Annotated in this window: 5 protein-coding genes and 1 pseudogene; 2 read left to right on the top strand and 4 right to left on the bottom strand. The window is 75.2% G+C overall.

Features of this window, described 5'->3' with window-relative positions:
* Positions 1-59: 59 nt before the first annotated feature.
* Positions 60-1,337: pseudogene (locus CD790_RS25350) on the bottom strand (isochorismate synthase); the annotation flags it as partial.
* A gap of 230 nt (positions 1,338-1,567) precedes the next feature.
* Positions 1,568-2,386 carry a 2,3-dihydro-2,3-dihydroxybenzoate dehydrogenase gene (locus CD790_RS25345; RefSeq protein WP_144385657.1) on the bottom strand — a complete coding sequence of 273 codons (819 nt, stop codon included), beginning with the start codon at positions 2,384-2,386 and terminating at the stop codon, positions 1,568-1,570.
* A 194-nt stretch (positions 2,387-2,580) separates the two neighbouring features.
* Here CD790_RS25345 and fhuB point away from each other — a divergent pair, with 194 nt between their 5' ends.
* Both fhuB and fes read left to right on the top strand, forming a co-directional pair.
* Complete coding sequence (gene fhuB, locus CD790_RS25340; RefSeq protein WP_260867872.1) at positions 2,581-5,082, top strand: Fe(3+)-hydroxamate ABC transporter permease FhuB; 2,502 nt, start codon at positions 2,581-2,583, stop codon at positions 5,080-5,082.
* Positions 5,083-5,271: 189 nt separating this feature from the next.
* The gene (gene fes / locus CD790_RS25335) at positions 5,272-6,501 is read left to right on the top strand and encodes an enterochelin esterase (RefSeq protein WP_260867871.1); all 1,230 of its coding nucleotides are present in this window, start codon (positions 5,272-5,274) and stop codon (positions 6,499-6,501) included.
* Between the two features lie 31 nt (positions 6,502-6,532).
* On the opposite strand, the gene CD790_RS25330 is transcribed toward fes, so the two are convergent.
* Together CD790_RS25330 and CD790_RS25325 are read right to left on the bottom strand one after the other, a co-directional pair.
* The gene (locus tag CD790_RS25330) at positions 6,533-8,008 is read right to left on the bottom strand and encodes a DHA2 family efflux MFS transporter permease subunit (protein WP_260867870.1); all 1,476 of its coding nucleotides are present in this window, start codon (positions 8,006-8,008) and stop codon (positions 6,533-6,535) included.
* A gap of 14 nt (positions 8,009-8,022) precedes the next feature.
* The gene (locus CD790_RS25325; RefSeq protein ID WP_260867869.1) at positions 8,023-15,945 is read right to left on the bottom strand and encodes a non-ribosomal peptide synthetase; all 7,923 of its coding nucleotides are present in this window, start codon (positions 15,943-15,945) and stop codon (positions 8,023-8,025) included.
* Between the last annotated feature and the right edge of the window lie 130 nt (positions 15,946-16,075).

Below are 16,075 nucleotides of genomic sequence, written 5' to 3'. Positions count from 1 at the left end.
CGGACCACCCCCGTGGCGCCGGCCGGAACGCCGGTCTCCGCCGCGGTCACGGCCCGCGCCTCCGCCCCCACGGCGTCCAGGAAGGTACGGAACTTGGCGCCGGTCTCGGCCGTCTCGTCCTCCGGCCGCGAGGCGGCCACCACCCCGGCGCCCGCGTACAGCCGCATCACGCCCTTCTCGGGGTCCGCCTCGGCGCAGCGGATCGTGACGACCCACTCGCCGTCCCCGGAGGCGTCGCCCCAGCCGACCATCCCGGTGAAGAAGCCCCGGTCGAACGGTTCGGTCTCGCGGATCACCTCCCGCGCGGTCGCCGTCGGAGTGCCGCACACGGCGGGGGTGGGGTGCAGCGCGCAGGCCAACTCCAGGGCGGAGGCCCGCGGGGCGGCCAGGGTTCCGGTCACGGTGGTGGACAGGTGCCACATCGTGGCGGTGCGCACCAGGGTGGGCCGCGCGGGCACGTCCAGCGCCGCGCAGTGCGGGGCGAGGGCCGCGCGGACGGCGTCCACCACGACCGCGTGCTCGTGCAGGTCCTTCGCCGACTCCAGGAGCGCGGCGGCGCGCCGCACGTCCTCGGCGAGGTCGGCGCTGCGCGGCGCGGACCCGGCCAGCGGGTTGGCGATCACGCGGTCGCCACGCCGGGCGACCAGCAGTTCGGGACTGGCCCCCAGCAGGGTCCGCCCGGCGCCGACGGGCAGCGCGAAGGTGTGACCCGAGGGGTCGCGGCGGGCCAGCCGCTGCACCATCGCGGGCACGTCCACGGAGCCGCGCGAGACGTCCAGCGGGCCGCGCGGGGCGTCGAGCGGGCCGCCGGGGGCGTCCAGCGGGCCGCGCGGGCCGCGGGCGCGCAGTTCGAGGGTCCGGGCGAGCACCACCTTGCGGAACTCCCCGTCGCGCATCCGTCGCACCGCCGCGGCGACCCCCGCCCCGTACTCCTCGGGGGCCGGTACCGGACGGATCTCCCAGTCGGCCGCGGGAGCCGTGGTGGCGGGCAACGCGATCAGCGGGTCGGCGGTGAGCGGCGGAGCGCTGCTGAGCGTGGCGGGGACGGCGAGCGCGGCCGGCGCGCTCTGGTCGAAGGGCACCGCGCCGATGACGACCGGCGCCGGCAGCCCCGCGGCGCCGGCGGCCTGGAGCGCCGCGGCGACGCGCCGCGGCAACGGTCTCTCGTCGTGCGGGACGTCGGTGTGGACGCCGTGGGCGAGGAGGGTCCTGGTGGGGGTGGCGAGGAAACGCGCGCCCGGAGTGTAGGCGTCGAGCAGGCCGGTGGCCGCGCCCACGGCGGGGTGTGCCGGGTGGGCCGTCGGGACGTGCGTGGCGACATCGGGTGCCGTCGACACGGGGGCTCCAATTCTCGGTTGCGTACGCGGGAAGCGTCGGCGGGGGTGGAAGGGACGGAGGGAGGCGGGTGCGGGCGGGGGAGACGGGGAGCGAGCTCGAGCCGGTGCGTGGTGTGCCGTTCCCCGCTCCGCCGCGCGGTCGTGGTGCGGGTCGCTCTACGGGGCCGTGCGAGGGCCGTACGGGGCCGCACGGGGGCCATGCGCGGGCCGTGCGGCCCGGGGCGGTGCCGTCAGCGCAGGGTGGCGCCGCCGTCGACGTACAGGTCCTGCATGGTGATGTGCCGGGCCCGGTCGGAGGCGAGGAAGACGACGGCGTCCGCGATGTCCTGCGGTTGCGCCAGCCGTCCCAGCGGGATGCCGGTGCGGTAGCTCGCCGGGTCGCCGTCGACGACCCGGCGCGACGACTGCGGACCGGTCCACAGCTGACGCTGCATCGGGGTGTCGGTCGAGCCGGGGGCGACCACGTTGCACCGCACCCCGCTACGCGCGAGTTCCAGGCCGAGGCACTTGGTGAACATGGTGGCGGCCGCCTTGGACGCGGCGTATGCGGCCATGCCGGTGCGGGGGACGCCGGCCGCGTTGGAGCCGACGGTGACGATGCACCCGGAGCGCCGGGCCGCCATCCTGGCGGCGACCGCGCGGGAGGTGTGGAAGACCCCGGTGGTGTTGACCGCGAAGGTGTCCGCCCAGTCCTGGTCGGTGAGTTCGACGGCCTCGGCGGTGCGGAGGATTCCGGCGACGTTCACCAGGGTGTCCACGGGGCCCAGTTCGCGTTCGACGGTCTCGACGGTGGCCTCGACGGCCGCCCCGTCGGCGACGTCGAGCTCGTAGGCGGTGATGGTGCCGGACGCGCCGCTCGCCGCGCGTTCCTTCGCCCAGGATTCGGCCAGCGCGGCGACCCCGTCCGGGGACCGGTCGGTGGCGGCGACGCGCGCGCCCAGGGTGGCGAGCGCATGGGCCACGGCCTCGCCGATGCCCTGGCCGGCACCGGTGACGAGGGCGATCCGGCCCGCGAACTCCCCTTGCTCGTCCGGTATATGCCCCGGCATGAGAAACCTCCCCGTGATAGTTAGGTAAGGCTAACTTAACAGCCTTGGATTGCACAGTGTCGCTACGGGGCGCGCCTTGCTTCGTGAATTCCGGTGAGTGGTTCAAGATTTGACGGTGCGTCGGTGGAGATCGAGAGGGGGTCGCGGGGTGTACATGTGGTGAGCTGGACTGATGGTTAGGCTAGCCTTACCTTATGACCTTGCCGCGAGTGGGCCCGAAGACTCAGGACGGGCACCGGGATGACCGCGCCGCCCCGGCGGCCAGTGCCGCCTTGGACGTCCCCGTCCCAGGGCGAACCGCCGCCCCGGAGATCGCGGACGAAGGCCCGGTCGAGGGACCGGTCGAGGGACCGGACGAAGGCCCGCGCGGGGGCGCCGGGGCCCGCACCGTACGGGTCGCCACCCTCGCGCTCACCGCGACCGTCCTGGTTCTCGCCGCGCTGTCGCTCTCCATCGGGGCCGGCGAGGTCGGCCCCGGGCAGGTGATGGACTACCTGTTGGACCGCGGCGGCGCTCGCGCCGACGCCCGACTCGACCTGGTCGTCGGCGATCTGCGGCTGCCCCGCACCCTGACCGCGCTGCTGGTCGGCGCCGCGCTCGGCGTCGCGGGCTGTCTGCTCCAGGCCGTCACCCGCAACCCGCTCGCCGAGACCGGGTTGCTCGGCGTCAACGCGGGCGCCTCGCTCGGCGTGGTGGCGGGCATCGCCTTCCTCGGCGCCGAGACCGGATACGCCTATCTGGTCTGCGCGTTCGGCGGCGCCGTCGTCGCCAGCGGGCTGGTGCTGCTCATCGCCGGCCGCGGTGGCGGCTCGCCGATGCGGCTGGTGCTCGCCGGCTCCGCCCTCGGCGCCACCTTCGGCGGCCTCACCAGCGTGATCGTGGTCAACTCCGCGGAGACCTATGACAGGTTCCGCTTCTGGGTGCTCGGCTCGCTCGCCGGCGTCGAGGGGTTCGGCGAGCTGAAGCGGCTCGCCCCGGTGCTCGTCGCCGGGTTCCTGGTCGCCCTGCTGGTGGCGCGCCCGCTCTCCGCGCTCGCCCTCGGCGACGACCTCGCCCGCGGGCTGGGGCACCGGCCGCCGGTCATCCGGACGGTGGTGGCCGTCGGCGTCACCCTGCTCACCGCCGCCGCCGTGGCGCTGGCCGGGCCCATCTCCTTCCTCGGGCTGCTCGCCGGATTCCTCGGCCGCGCGGTCGCCGGCCCCCGGCTGAGCGCCCGCCTCCTGCTCTCCGGGCTGATCGGCGCCGGCGTGCTGACCACCGCGGACATCCTCGCTCGCGTCGTCTCCCGGCCGTTCGAGGCCCCCGTCTCCGTCATCGTCGCCCTCATCGGCGCCCCCGTCCTCATCGGCATCGTCCGCTCCCGCCAGTTCGCCGCCCTGGGGCTGACCGAGCCGGCGGCGGAGGACGGCCCCGCGGGCGGCGGTCGTCCCACGGCGCTCCGGCGCCTCGCGGGGCGGTGCCTCCCGGCGCGGTTCCAGCCGGGGCGGTCCCTCCCGGCGCGCGGGGGGCGACCGGCCGCCACGGCGGCGGCCGTGGAAGCACCCGGCGTGAAGGCGTCCGGGGTGGGGGCGTCCGGGGTCGGGGTGTCCGGGGTCGGGGGGCGCGCTGTTCAGGCGTCCGGCGATGCCGTGCCCGCTCGGGAGACGCCCTATGCCGTTCGGCCGCCGGACAGCCTGCTGCTGCGGCGCGGCCCGCTGTCGCTCCTGGTGCCGCGCCGGGCCGCCGTCGCCGTGCTGATGCTGGCCGCGCTGCTCACCGCGACCGTGGTGCTCTCCGCCTACGCCGGCCAGAGCGACATGAGCGTGAGCCGCACGTTCCGGGCCGTCTTCGGCTACGGGGACCACTTCGACGTGCTGCTGGTCCAGGAGTTCCGGCTGGGGCGGATCGTGGCGGGGCTGGCGGCCGGAGCCGCCCTGGGGCTCGCGGGCTGCCTCACCCAGACCCTGGCCCGCAACCGGCTCGCCACCCCGGAACTGCTGGGCGTCAACGACGGCGCCACGGCGGCCGTCCTGCTGTCGGTCTCGCTCAGCGCGAGCGGGACCTTCGGCGCCTGGTGGGCGGGTCCGCTGGGCGCGCTGGCGGCCGTGCTCGTGGTCACCACCGTCTCCGGCGGCCTCGGCCAGCGCGGCTACCGGGTGCTCGTGGTCGGCATGGCGATGTCGGCGCTCGCCTCGGCCGCCACCCAGGTCGTTCTCTCCCGCCGCTCCCTCAACTCGGCCAGCTCCCTGTACGTATGGACCTCGGGCAGCCTCAACGGCCGCGGCTACGGCGTCGCCGGGCCCGTCCTCATCGGGCTCGCCGTGCTCGTGCCGCTCACCCTGGCGGTCGCGCGCAACCTGGGCGTGCTGCGGTTCGACGACGCCACCTCCGCCTCCCTCGGCGTCAACCCCGGCCGCACCCGCACCATCTGTCTCGCCCTGGCCGTCGCGCTCGCCGGCCTGGCCGTCGGCGTCTGCGGTCCGGTCGGGTTCGTCGCCCTGGCCTCGCCCGTGATCGCCTCGCGGTTGGCCGGTCCGCTGCGGGTGCCGGTCCTCGGCTCGATGCTGGTCGGCGCCACGCTCGTGGTGCTCGCCGACACCCTCGGCCGGATCGCGTTCGACGGGGTGGAGATCCCGGTGGGCGTGGTCACGACCGTACTGGGCGGACCGTTCCTGCTGTGGGTGCTCCTCGGCCGCTCCGCCGCCATCCGCGTCTGACCCTCCCAGCCGTGTCTGACCCTCCTACCCGCCTCTGATTGCTCCTGCTCGGTCTGACGCTCCTGCCCGGTCTGACCTTTCCACCGTGCCTGTCGCTCCGACCGCGCCTGATGCTTCTCCTCGCGACCGACTCCCGTACCTCACTCCCCTCTCCCTTCCCGTACCCGCACCCCCTGTGAAGGAGACTTCGTGCCGAGCCCTGTGTTGAGCCCCGCGCTGCGCGCCCTGACCGACGCCGTACGCACCGGAACACCCCGTGCGGAGGAGGAGTTCTGGCGGCACGTCGAGACCACCGGAACCCCGCTCGTGGAACCCGACCCCGACGGCGATCCGGCCCACCGGCTGGTCACGTTCCTCTGGCGGGACGACCCGGACCGCCCGGCCGGCGATGTGCTGGCGCTGCTGCACACCGTCACGGACAAGGACCGGCACGCGGGCGACCTGGTGCCCCACCTGATGACGCGGCTGCCCGGCACCGGCGTCTGGGCGATCGGCCACCGGCTGCGCGCCGACCACCGCGCCTCCTACCAGTTCTACGTCTCCCACGGTCCGCGTGAGGAGGCGCTCCGCGCCGACCGGGCGTCCTGGCGACGCGTCCTGGACCTGGCCCTGCCCGATCCCCTCAACTCCGACCCGCCGCTTCCGGCGCGCGACGGGCGCCACCCCGCGTCCGTGATGGCGCTGGACGAGGCGCCCCCACAGCCCTGGACGGCACGCCGCGCCGACCCGGCCCGCGGCACCCACAGGGACGAGGAGTTGGACGGGCGGCGGATCACCGTCCATCTGCCCGCCGGCCACCGGGCGGACGGCGGACCCTACCCGGTGGTGGTGCTGCTGGACGGCGAGATGTGGGGGCCGGTACTCGGCGTGGGCGACACCCTCGACAACCTCCTCGCCGACGGCCGTATTCCCCCCACCGTCACCCTTCTGGTGGATTCCATGGGCCGTCGCCACGAGGACCTCTCCTGCTCCGACGCGTTCGTCGACTGGCTCGCCGACCGCCTGCTGCCCTGGGCGGCCCGGCGGCACGCCGCGGACGAGGACCCGGAGCGCACGGTGATCGCCGGCCAGAGCGCCGGCGGACTCACCGCCGCGTTCGCCGCGTACCGCAGGCCCGAACGGTTCGGCAACGTGCTCGCGCAGTCCGGCTCCTTCTGGTGGCCGGACGACGAGGCGTCCGAGTCCGGCGGGGAGTGGCTGACCGGCCGCTACGCGGCCTGCGAGCGGCTGCCGGTCCGCTTCCACCTGGAGGTGGGGCTCCAGGAGTGGATGCTGCTCGCGCAGAACCGCCGACTGCGTGACGTCCTGCGCGAGCGCGGATACGACCTGACCTACGAGGAGTTCAACGGTGGGCACGACTACGCGTGCTGGCGCGGCGGCCTCGCCAGCGGACTGGCCGGGCTGTTGGGCCGCCCGTAGCAGCGGCCCCGCCACGGCGGGCGGACCACCGTCAGGCGGACGGCACCGACGTGTGCCCAGGCGGCCCACCGCCGTTCCCCGGACGGTCGGGCCTCTCGGCCTCCACCACGCTCGCGCCCTCGTCCGCGCCCTCGCCCCCATCCTCGAAGGGCGGCGGCTCCGGCGCGGCGAAGGGCAGCCGCAGCGCCGCGAGCGCGCCCAGCGCGACCAGGCCGGCGGTGACCCAGATCGCCGTACGGAAGGGGCCCGGGTCGACGGCGCCGTCCCCGTGTCCGCCGATCACGGCGGCGCAGGCGGCGATGCCGAACGCCCCGCCCAGCGTGCGGACGATGGTGAACAGGCCCATCGCCTGACCGGTGTCGGCCGGTGAGACGTCGGCGAATCCGGCGATCTGCACCGTGAGCACCGCCGTGCCCAGCACCAGGCCCACGGCGAACATCAACGCCCGCACCGCCCACGCGTTCTCCGCCACGCCGGGGGCGGCCAGCGCGGCGAAGACGCCGGCCGCCAGCAGCAGGGCGGGCACGGCCAGCCGGCGCGGGCCCAGCCGGGGCAGCAGCCGGTCCACCACCTGGGAGGCCAGCATCAGCCCGACGGCCTCCGGGAAGACGCTCAGTCCGGCGTCGAGCGCCGACGCCCCCAGCGCCGCCTGGTACAGCAGCGGGAAGACGAAGAGCACACCCATCAGCCCGGCCGAGGTGAGCAGCGCCAGCGCCGTCGCCGCGCCGAACACCCGGTCCGCCAGCAGCCGTACCCGCAGCAACGGATCCGGCGTCCGCCACTGGTGGACGGCGGCAGCGCTCAGCAGCGCGACGCCGAGGAGGGCGCAGATCGCCACGCCCGGTTGCGTCCAGCCTCGCGACGGGCCGAACCCGAGGGCGTAGGTGAGCAGCCCGAGCGCCGGGGTGGCCAGCCAGAAGCCGGTCCGGTCGAACGGGCCGGCGGTCCCCTCCACGTGCTCGCGCAGCCCCACCGTGCCCAGCACCACCGCGGCCAGTCCGATCGGCACGTTGACGAAGAACAGCCAGTGCCAGGAGAGGTGTTCGGTGAGGAAGCCGCCGAGCGGCGGGCCGAGCGCCGGCATCAGCGCCGTCGGCACGATCAGCACCTTGGACAGCGAGATCCGCTCGTGCGGCGGCACGGCCCGGAACAGCAGCGTCATGCCCACCGGGGTGAGCAGCCCGCCCGCCAGCCCCTGCACGGCGCGCGCCACCACCAGGGTGGTCAGGTCCTGGGCCAGCCCGCAGGCCGCGGAGGCCGCGGTGAAGGCCGCCAGCGCGCCGAGGAAGACCCGTTTGGTGCCGTACCGGTCGCCGAGCCATCCGGCGACCGGCAGCGCCACGGCGAGGGCGACAAGGAACGCCGTCTCGACCGTGTTGGCGGCCGAGACCGGCTGGTCCAGGTCGCCGGCGATGGTGAACAGCGCCGGATTGACGATCGTCGAGTCCAGGCCGTTCATGCACATCGCGGCCGTGTAGACGAGGATGACGACGGTGCGCGGCCTCATCGGTCCCGCGAGTCTCATCGGTCCCGCTCCAGTCCGGTCAGGTGGTCGGCGATCACGGCGGCGATGTGCGCGATCGGCTCGGGCAGCGTCATGTCCTTGTGCGAGCAGGCCACGTTCGTGTTCCGGATCCGGCCGGAGACATAGGGGGTCCACGTCTCGGGGGTGAGGGTGTCGTCGATGGTGTCGACGGTGGCCCGGAAGAAGAGCACGTCCCCGTCGAAGACGCGGTGGTCGAAGCCCCGCACCAGGTGGTTGGTGTTGAGGTAGATCTGGCCGAGCGCCTCGATGGTGGCCGCGTCCAGGCTGGCCAGCGGGGAGCCCTCGCGGCGCAGCACCTCCACCACGTGCTCGGTCTCCAGGGGCTTGCCCTCCAGGCTCTCGAGCCCGTAGCCGCCCATGGCCAGCAGGGATTCCATCGCCTCCGCGCGGTCGGGCACCGGCAGCTCGCGGAAGCCCTCGGCGGGGTAGGCGTCGAGGATGGCGAGGAGCTCGACCTCCGCGCCCAGGTCACGCAGCCGGGTGGCCATGGCCTGCGCGATGATGCCGCCCGTGGACCAGCCCAGCAGCCGGTACGGTCCGGTCGGCTGCACCTCGCGTATCCGGTCGACGTAGTGCCCGGCCAGCTCCTCCAGGGTGCCCGGCAGCGGCTTGTCCGCGGTGGCCGGGCCCACGCCCTGCGCCTGGAGCCCGTAGATCGGCACATCGGCCGGCAGATGGCGGATCAGTCCGGCGTAGCACCAGCTCAGTCCGCCCGCCGGGTGGACGCAGTACAGCGGGGCCCGGTCGCCCGCGCGGGCCGGCCGCAGCGGCAGCAGCACGTCGAGCGGATCGGTCGCCCGCTCGCCGTTGAGCTCCGCGTCGACCGCCTCGGCCAGCGCGGCGACGGTCGGGGCCTGGAAGACGGTGGAGATGGAGATCTCCGCCCCGAGGGCGGCGCGCGCCCGCGCGGCGAGCCGCACCGCCAGCAGCGAGTGCCCGCCCAGGTCGAAGAAGTTGTCCGTCACCCCGACCCGGGGCACGCCCAGCACATCGGCGAAGATCGCGCACAGCTGCTCCTCGCGCGGACCGCGCGGAGGGCGGCCACCGGCGGTGACGGCGGCGCCGAAGTCGGGCGCGGGCAGCGCCGCGCGGTCCAGCTTGCCGTTGGCGGTCAGCGGCAGCCGGTCCAGCAGGACGACGGCCGACGGCACCATGTGCACGGGCAGTTCGGCGGCCGCGTGCTCGCGCAGCGCCGCCGGTGTGGTCTCGCGCGCCGGCACCGCGTAGCCGACCAGCCGCTTGTCGCCGGGGGTGTCCTCGCGGACGACGACGGCGGCGTCCGCCACGTCCGGGTGCTCGGCCAGCACCGCCTCGATCTCGCCCAGCTCGATCCGGAAGCCGCGGATCTTGACCTGGTGGTCGGCACGGCCGAAGTACTCCAGGGTGCCGTCGGCGCGCCGCCTGGCGAGGTCCCCGGAGCGGTACATCCGCGCCCCGCGCTCGCCGAAGAGGTGCGCGAAGGGATCGGCGACGAAGCGCTCCGCGGTGAGCGCGTGCCGCCCCAGATAGCCGCGCGCCAGGCCCTCGCCGGCCACGTACATCTCACCGGTCACCCCCGGCGGCACCGGCTCCAGGTGGTCGTCCAGGACGTAGACCCGCAGGTCCGGGATGGTCACGCCGATGGTGCTGGAGGACGCGGCGGCGGCCGTGGCCTCGTCCAGGGCGATGTACGACACATGCACGGTGGTCTCCGTGATGCCGTACATGTTCACCAGCGTCGGCGCGTCGTCCCGGTGCCGCTCGTACCAGTCGGCGAGTCGGCCCAGCTCCAGCGCCTCGCCGCCGAAGACGACGTAGCGCAGCGCGAGCCCGCTGCCCGGGCGCTCCCGGTCGGCGGCACCGAGCTGGTAGAACGCGGACGGTGTCTGGTTGAGCACGGTGACCCGTTCGGCCGCCAGCAGCTCCAGGAACGCGGCCGGGTCGCGGCTGACCAGGTGCGGCACGACGACGACCCGGCCGCCGTACAGCAGCGCGCCCCACAGCTCCCACACCGAGAAGTCGAAGGCGTAGGAGTGGAACAGCGTCCACACGTCGTCGGGGCCGAAGCCGAACCAGTGGTCGGTGGCGGACAGCAGCCGGGTCACGTTGTGGTGGGTGACGACGACGCCCTTGGGCCGGCCGGTGGAGCCCGAGGTGTAGATGACGTACGCGGCGTCCCGCGGGAGCAGCGGGCGGGTGCGCTCGTCCTGGGTCAGCGGCCCGTCGGCGAACCCCGAGACATCCGTGGCGTCCACGGTGACCAGGGGCAGCGCATGGGCGGCGGCGGGCAGCCGGGGCGCGGTCGCGGTGTCGGTGACGACGGCGGCCGGGGCGGCGTCGTCGAGCATGTACGCCAGCCGGTCGGACGGGTAGTCCGGGTCCAGCGGCAGATAGGCGGCGCCGGAGAGGGAGACCGCGAGCAGCCCCGTGACGAGGTCCGGTGACCGGGGCAGCGCGAGCGCCACGATGGATCCGGGGCCGATGCCGCGGGCGGCCAGCAGCCTGGCCAGACGGTGCGCCCGCGCGGACAGTTCCGCGTAACTCATCGCCTCCTCGCCGCAGGTCACGGCGGTGCGCTCGGGGTGGAGACGGGCGGCTTCGGCGTACCGCGCGGCGAGCGTGGTGGGCGGGGCCGAAGGCGGGGCGTCCGGGGCGGAGTCCGGCTCGGAGTCCGCGCTCGCGCGGGCGGCGGTGTCGGTCGTGGCCGTGTCCGTGGCGGGCGCGGAAGGGTCCGTAGGACGGGGCGTGTTGGCGGTGACCAGGACGTTCCGCCGCTCCTCCGCGCCGAGCAGCGGCAGCCGCCCGATCGAGGTGTCGGGGGCGGCCGCGGCGGCGGTGAGCAGCCGGGTCAGCCGGTCGGCGAGGCCCTGGGCGGTGGCGCGCTCGAACAGGTCGGTACGGAACTCCAGGAAGCCGGCGATGGTTCCGTCCGACCGCTCCCCGGCGTTGAGGGTGAGGTCGAACTTCGCCGTGCCGGACGGGACGGCCGCCATACGCGCCGTCAGCGGGGGACCGTCCGCCGGACCCATCGTGAACTCCGCGTCCGGCAGCGACTGCCAGGCGAGCATCACCTGGAACAGCGGGTGACGGCCCAGCGAGCGCGGCGGGTTGAGCTCCTCCACCAGCCGGTCGAAGGGCAGCGCGTCGTTCTCGTACGCGGCCAGGGTGGCGGCGCGCACCCGGCCGAGCAGATCGCGGAACGTGGGGGCGCCGGAGGTGTCGGTGCGCAGCACGAGCGTGTTGGTGAAGAAGCCGACGAGGTCGGCGGTGGCGTCGTCGGCGCGGCCCGCGACCGGGGTGCCGATCGGGATGTCGGTGCCGCAGCCGTGCCGGGTGAGCAGCGTGGCGAGGCCGGCCTGCACCGCCATGAAGACGCTGGTGCCCGTGGCGCGCGCGAGCCGCCCCAGCGCCGCGGTCGTCGCCGCGTCCAGGTGGAACGGCACGGTGTCGCCGGCGTACGAGGCGACGGCCGGGCGGGGCCGGTCGGTCGGCAGGTCCAACTGGTCGGGCAGGCCGGCCAGGGCCTGCTTCCAGTGTGCCGACTGCGCCTCGGCCAGCGGAGTGGGCGCGTCCGCTGGGCCGAGGAGACGTTCCTGCCACGCGGTGTGGTCGACGTACTGAACGGCGAGCGGCGCGAGGTCACGCGCGCTGTAGAAGGCGGCCAGGTCGCGGGCGAGCGGGGTGGTGGAGGCTCCGTCGCCGGCGATGTGGTGCAGCAGCAGGAGCAGCGTGTGCCGCTCGGCGGAGTCGCGGAACAGCGTGGCGCGCAGCGGGGGTTCGGCGGCCAGGTCGAAGCAGTGCCGCACGGCGTCGGCGAGGGTGGCTCCGGGCGGGGCGTCGTGGAGCGTCGGTCGGGCCCGCTCCGAGGGGAGGATCCGCTGGTAGGGCTCGTTTCCGTCGGCGTTGTCAGTGGTCGGGTATACGGTTCGTAGTGTCTCGTGACGCTCCGTGAGGCGGTGCAGGGCGAGCCGCAGCGCGTCACGGTCGAGGGGCCCGGTGAGGGAGAGGACGAGGGGGATGTTGTAGGTGGGGCTGGGGCCCTCGAGTCGGTGCAGGAACCAGAGCCGCTTCTGGGCGGGGGAGAGGGGGAGTCGTTCGGTGCGGGGGACGGGCACGAGCACGGGGGCTTCGCCGCCGTCCGCGGTGTGGGTCGAGCCGGCCGCGTCGGCGCCGGCCCCGGCGCGGCCGCGGGCGCGGTCGCGCAGCAGGGCCGCGAGCGCGTTCGGAGTGGCGTGCCGGAAGACGTCGGCGATACCGATCGGGGCGTCGAAGGACTCCCGAACGCGGGCGGCCAGCCGTCCGGCGAGCAGCGAGTGGCCGCCGAGGTCGAAGAAGCCGGCGTCGGCCGAGGGGGCCTGCTCCAGGTCCAGGATGTCGGCGAACAGCCCGCGGAGGATGTCCACGTGCGGGGAGCGCGGCGCGGCGGCCGCGTCGCCGGCGGCGCCCGTCGCCCCGCTCCCGGCGGGGGAGTCCGAGGCCGGGTCCGGCAGCGCGCGGACGTCGAGCTTGTCGTTGGCGGTGCGGGGCAGCGCGTTGAGCAGTGTGACGGTGGCCGGCACCATGTGCGCCGGCAGCGTCTCGGCGAGATGGGCGCGCAGCGCCGCAGGGGTGACGGCCGGGCGGGCGCTCCCGGCGGTCTGCCCGGCGGGAGGCCGCCCGGCGAGGGCCTGCCCGGCGGTGCCGGCCGACGCGCCGGTGTCCGCGGCGAGGGCGAGGCCGTCGGTGCCCGTGAGAGGGACACGGGTGTCCGGGGTGTGGCCGAGGGCGCCGGCCTCCGAGGCGGGCGCTTCGGTGTCCGAGACGGGCGCGGTGTCCGCGGTGGGTGTGCCGGTGTCCGCGGTGGCTGTCCCGGTTTCCGTGGTGGGGGCGAGGGCGGGCACCGCATAGGCGAGCAGCCGCTTGCCGTGCGGGGTGTCACGGGCGATCACGGCGGCCTGGGCCACGGCCGGATGGGCGGCCAGCCGGGCCTGGATCTCGCCGAGTTCGATCCGGAAGCCACGGATCTTGACCTGGTCGTCGGCGCGGCCGAGGAACTCCAGGGTGCCGTCGACGCGCCGTCGGACCAGGTCGCCGGTGCGGTACATCCGGCCGCCGGGATCACCGTGCAGGGCGCCGAACGGGTCGGCGGTGAACCGTTCGGCGGTCTGCCCCGCGCGGTTGAGATAGCCGCGGGCCAGGCAGGCCCCGGCCACATACAGCTCTCCGACGAACCCGGGGAGCGTGGGACGGAGGGAGGAGTCGAGCACATACGCGCGCGAGCCGCGCACGGGCCGCCCGGTCACCCGGTCCGGCGCCTGGGGATCCGCTTCGGCGGCGCCCGTCGGGTCGGTGTCAGCGGTGTCAGCGGGGTCGGGGGTGGCCGCGCGACCGTCGCGCGCGGCGTCCGGTTCCGTGCCGGGCACCGCGGCCGGCAGCCAGTAGTAGGCGTCCACGGTGGTCTCGGTGGGGCCGTACAGGTTGACGGGGTGGAGTCCGGGCGTCCCGGCCAGCCGTTCCCACAGCGGCGCGGGCACGGCCTCACCGCCGACGACCAGCACGGCGGGGCGGTGGCGGTCGTCGTCCAGCAGGCCCTCGGCGAGGAGCGCCTCGGTGTAGGAGGGGGTGGTGTCCAGGTAGTCCACGCGCTGCTCGTCGACGTATCGGGCGAGCGCGGCGGGGTCGCGGTAGGCCGCGTCGTCGAGCAGGTGCAGCTCGTGCCCGTGGACCATCCACAGCAGCGGGTCCCAGGAGGCGTCGAAGGCGAAGGAGGCGGTATGGGCGATCCGTAGCCGGTGCCGACCGGTGCGGGCGAGCGCGGGCGCGATGTGGTCGGTGCCGTGCCCCGCGTGCAGATTGGCCAGGGAGGCGTGGCTGACGACGACGCCCTTGGGGCGGCCGGTGGAACCGGAGGTGTGGATGATGTAGGCGGCCTGCTCCGGGGCGGGTGCCGGATGCGGTGGGGTGGCCGGGTGGTCGGCGAGGGCGGCCCGGGTGCCCGGGGCGTCCAGGGCGACGGTGGGCAGGGAGTGCGGCGGCAGCCCGGCCAGGGCCTCGGTGGTGCCGACCACGCAGCCGGGCCGGGCATCGGCCAGCACGGCCTCCGTGCGGGCGGTGGGGTGTCCCAGGTCCAGGGGCTGGCAGACACCGCCCGCCCCCAACACGCCGAACAGCGCCACCACCGTGTCCGCGCCGCGCGGCAGGGCCAGCGCGACGGGCGTCTCGGCGCGCACGCCGAGCCCCCTCAGGTGGTGCGCGAGCCGGTTGGCGGCCGCGTCCAGCTCGGCGAAGGTGAGTCGGGCGGCGCCGCTGTGGACGGCTGTCGCCTCGGGAGTGCGGGCGGCCTGCTCCGCCAGCAGCTCGGGCAGCGTCCGTCCGGCCGGGGGCTCGCTCCGTCCGGCGGTGGCCTGGTGAACGGCGGGCGGGTCGAGCAGGTCCACCCCGCCCACCGGCCGGTGCGGCGCGTCGCGCAGCAGCGCGGACAGACCGTCGAGGTAGGCCAGCAGCCCGTGTTCGTGGGCGGCGAGCGCGGCGTCGTCGTAGCGGGCCGGGTTGGCGTCCAGGCCCAGCCGCAGGCCGCCGTCCCCGGTGGGCGAGACGGTGACGGACAGGTCCTCGACCGGTCCGGCGGCGAGGTTGCGCACCGTGCCGGTCAGTCCGCCGAAGTCCAGGTCGCCCTCGAAGGGCTTGATGTTGACCATGGGCCCGGTCAGCATCTGGTCCGCGGCGGTGAGACCGAGGTCGCGCCGGAGGTCGGCCTGCGGGTAGCGCTGGTGGCGGCGGACCGCGCGCACCTCCAGCACCACCCGGCGCAGCAGTTCCGCCGCGGTGTCCTGGGGCCGCACGGCGAGGCGCAGCGGGAGCACGTTCACCGTCATCGCCGGCGTGCGCAGGGCCGCCGGGCCGCGCCGGTTGGACAGCGGCAGCCCGAGCACCACGTCCTGGCTGCCGGTGATCCGGTGCACATAGCCGGCGGTGGCCGCGATGAGCAGCTCCGCCCAGGTCGCCTTCGCGGCGCGGGACGCCTCCTCCAGCCGCGCCAGCGTGCCGGCGGGCAGGGTGAGGGATCTACGCCGGGGGGCGTGGTGCCGCGGGCCCCGAACGGGCGGGACCGCAGCGGCCGACGCGGTGGTTCCGGCTGGTTCGGTCGTCCCGGCTGGTTCGGTCGTTTCGGCGCCGTGGGGTCGAGTCCCGCGCGGTGGCTGACCGTCCGCCGGGGCACCGCGCCGGGCGGCGCCCTCGGGGCGACCCGGATCGGGGGAGTCCTCCCCGTCCGCCCCGGGGGTGTCCAACCGGTGCCGAGCCGGAGCGAGCGCGGGGGCCAGGGTGGCCGGCTCGGGGCGGTCCGCCATGCGGTCGCGCCAGAACTCCCAGTCGGCCGTGCACTGTTCACCGCCCAGGTACGCCGTCTCCTCGGCGGTCAGGTCGCTCAGCGCCGCGAACGAGCTCTCGGCGGGCTGCCGACCGGCGGCGAGCGCGGTGTAGACCTCGGCCGTCCTACGCCCCAGCAGTTGGAGCGCGTAGGCGTCGACGGCGAAGTGGTGGACGCGCTGGTACCACCAGTGGCGGTCGTCGGCGACCCGGATGAGCGCCTGCGTCACCAGGTCCGTTCCGCCGGTGAGGTCGACCGGTCGGGCCAGGTCGGCCCGCATCCACGCCTCGGCCGCCTCCAACGGGCGGTCGGCGTCGCGCACATCGAGCCGGTGCAACCGCCACTCGGGGTCCGGCACGACCAACTGGACGGGGGTGCCTCCGTCGTCGGCGACGCGCAGGGACAGGGTCTGGGCCTCGGCGGTGGTGCGCCGCAACGCCTGCTCGAACAGCGCTTCGTCCAGGGGTCCTTGGAGCTCCACGCAGTCCGCGGTGTTGAGCGCGGTGCTGTCCGGATCGAGTTGCTGGGCGTACAGGACTCCGGCCTGTGCGGCAAGCAGCGGAAGACGCATGTGTGGGAACTCCCGGTGGACGAGAACGGTCTGCGACACCGGACACATCGGTGACGCAAACTTAGGTAAGGCTAAGTTATCTTGCGCTGGGCCGCGAGGGTGTGACCGCCCCTCCGCGGACCGACCGATC

Origin of the sequence: Streptomyces sp. SAJ15 (genome assembly GCF_007595705.1) — a bacterium.
Lineage (GTDB): Bacteria > Actinomycetota > Actinomycetes > Streptomycetales > Streptomycetaceae > Streptomyces.
This window is presented reverse-complemented; position numbering and strand designations above follow the sequence as displayed.

Excerpts from the sequence above, each read along its gene's own strand:
- CD790_RS25345 (WP_144385657.1), bottom strand. The coding sequence starts at position 2,386 with ATGCCGGGGCATATACCGGACGAGCAAGGGGAGTTCGCGGGCCGGATC.
- CD790_RS25330 (WP_260867870.1), bottom strand. The coding sequence starts at position 8,008 with ATGAGGCCGCGCACCGTCGTCATCCTCGTCTACACGGCCGCGATGTGC.
- fhuB (WP_260867872.1), top strand. The coding sequence starts at position 2,581 with ATGACCTTGCCGCGAGTGGGCCCGAAGACTCAGGACGGGCACCGGGAT.
- CD790_RS25325 (WP_260867869.1), bottom strand. The coding sequence starts at position 15,945 with ATGCGTCTTCCGCTGCTTGCCGCACAGGCCGGAGTCCTGTACGCCCAG.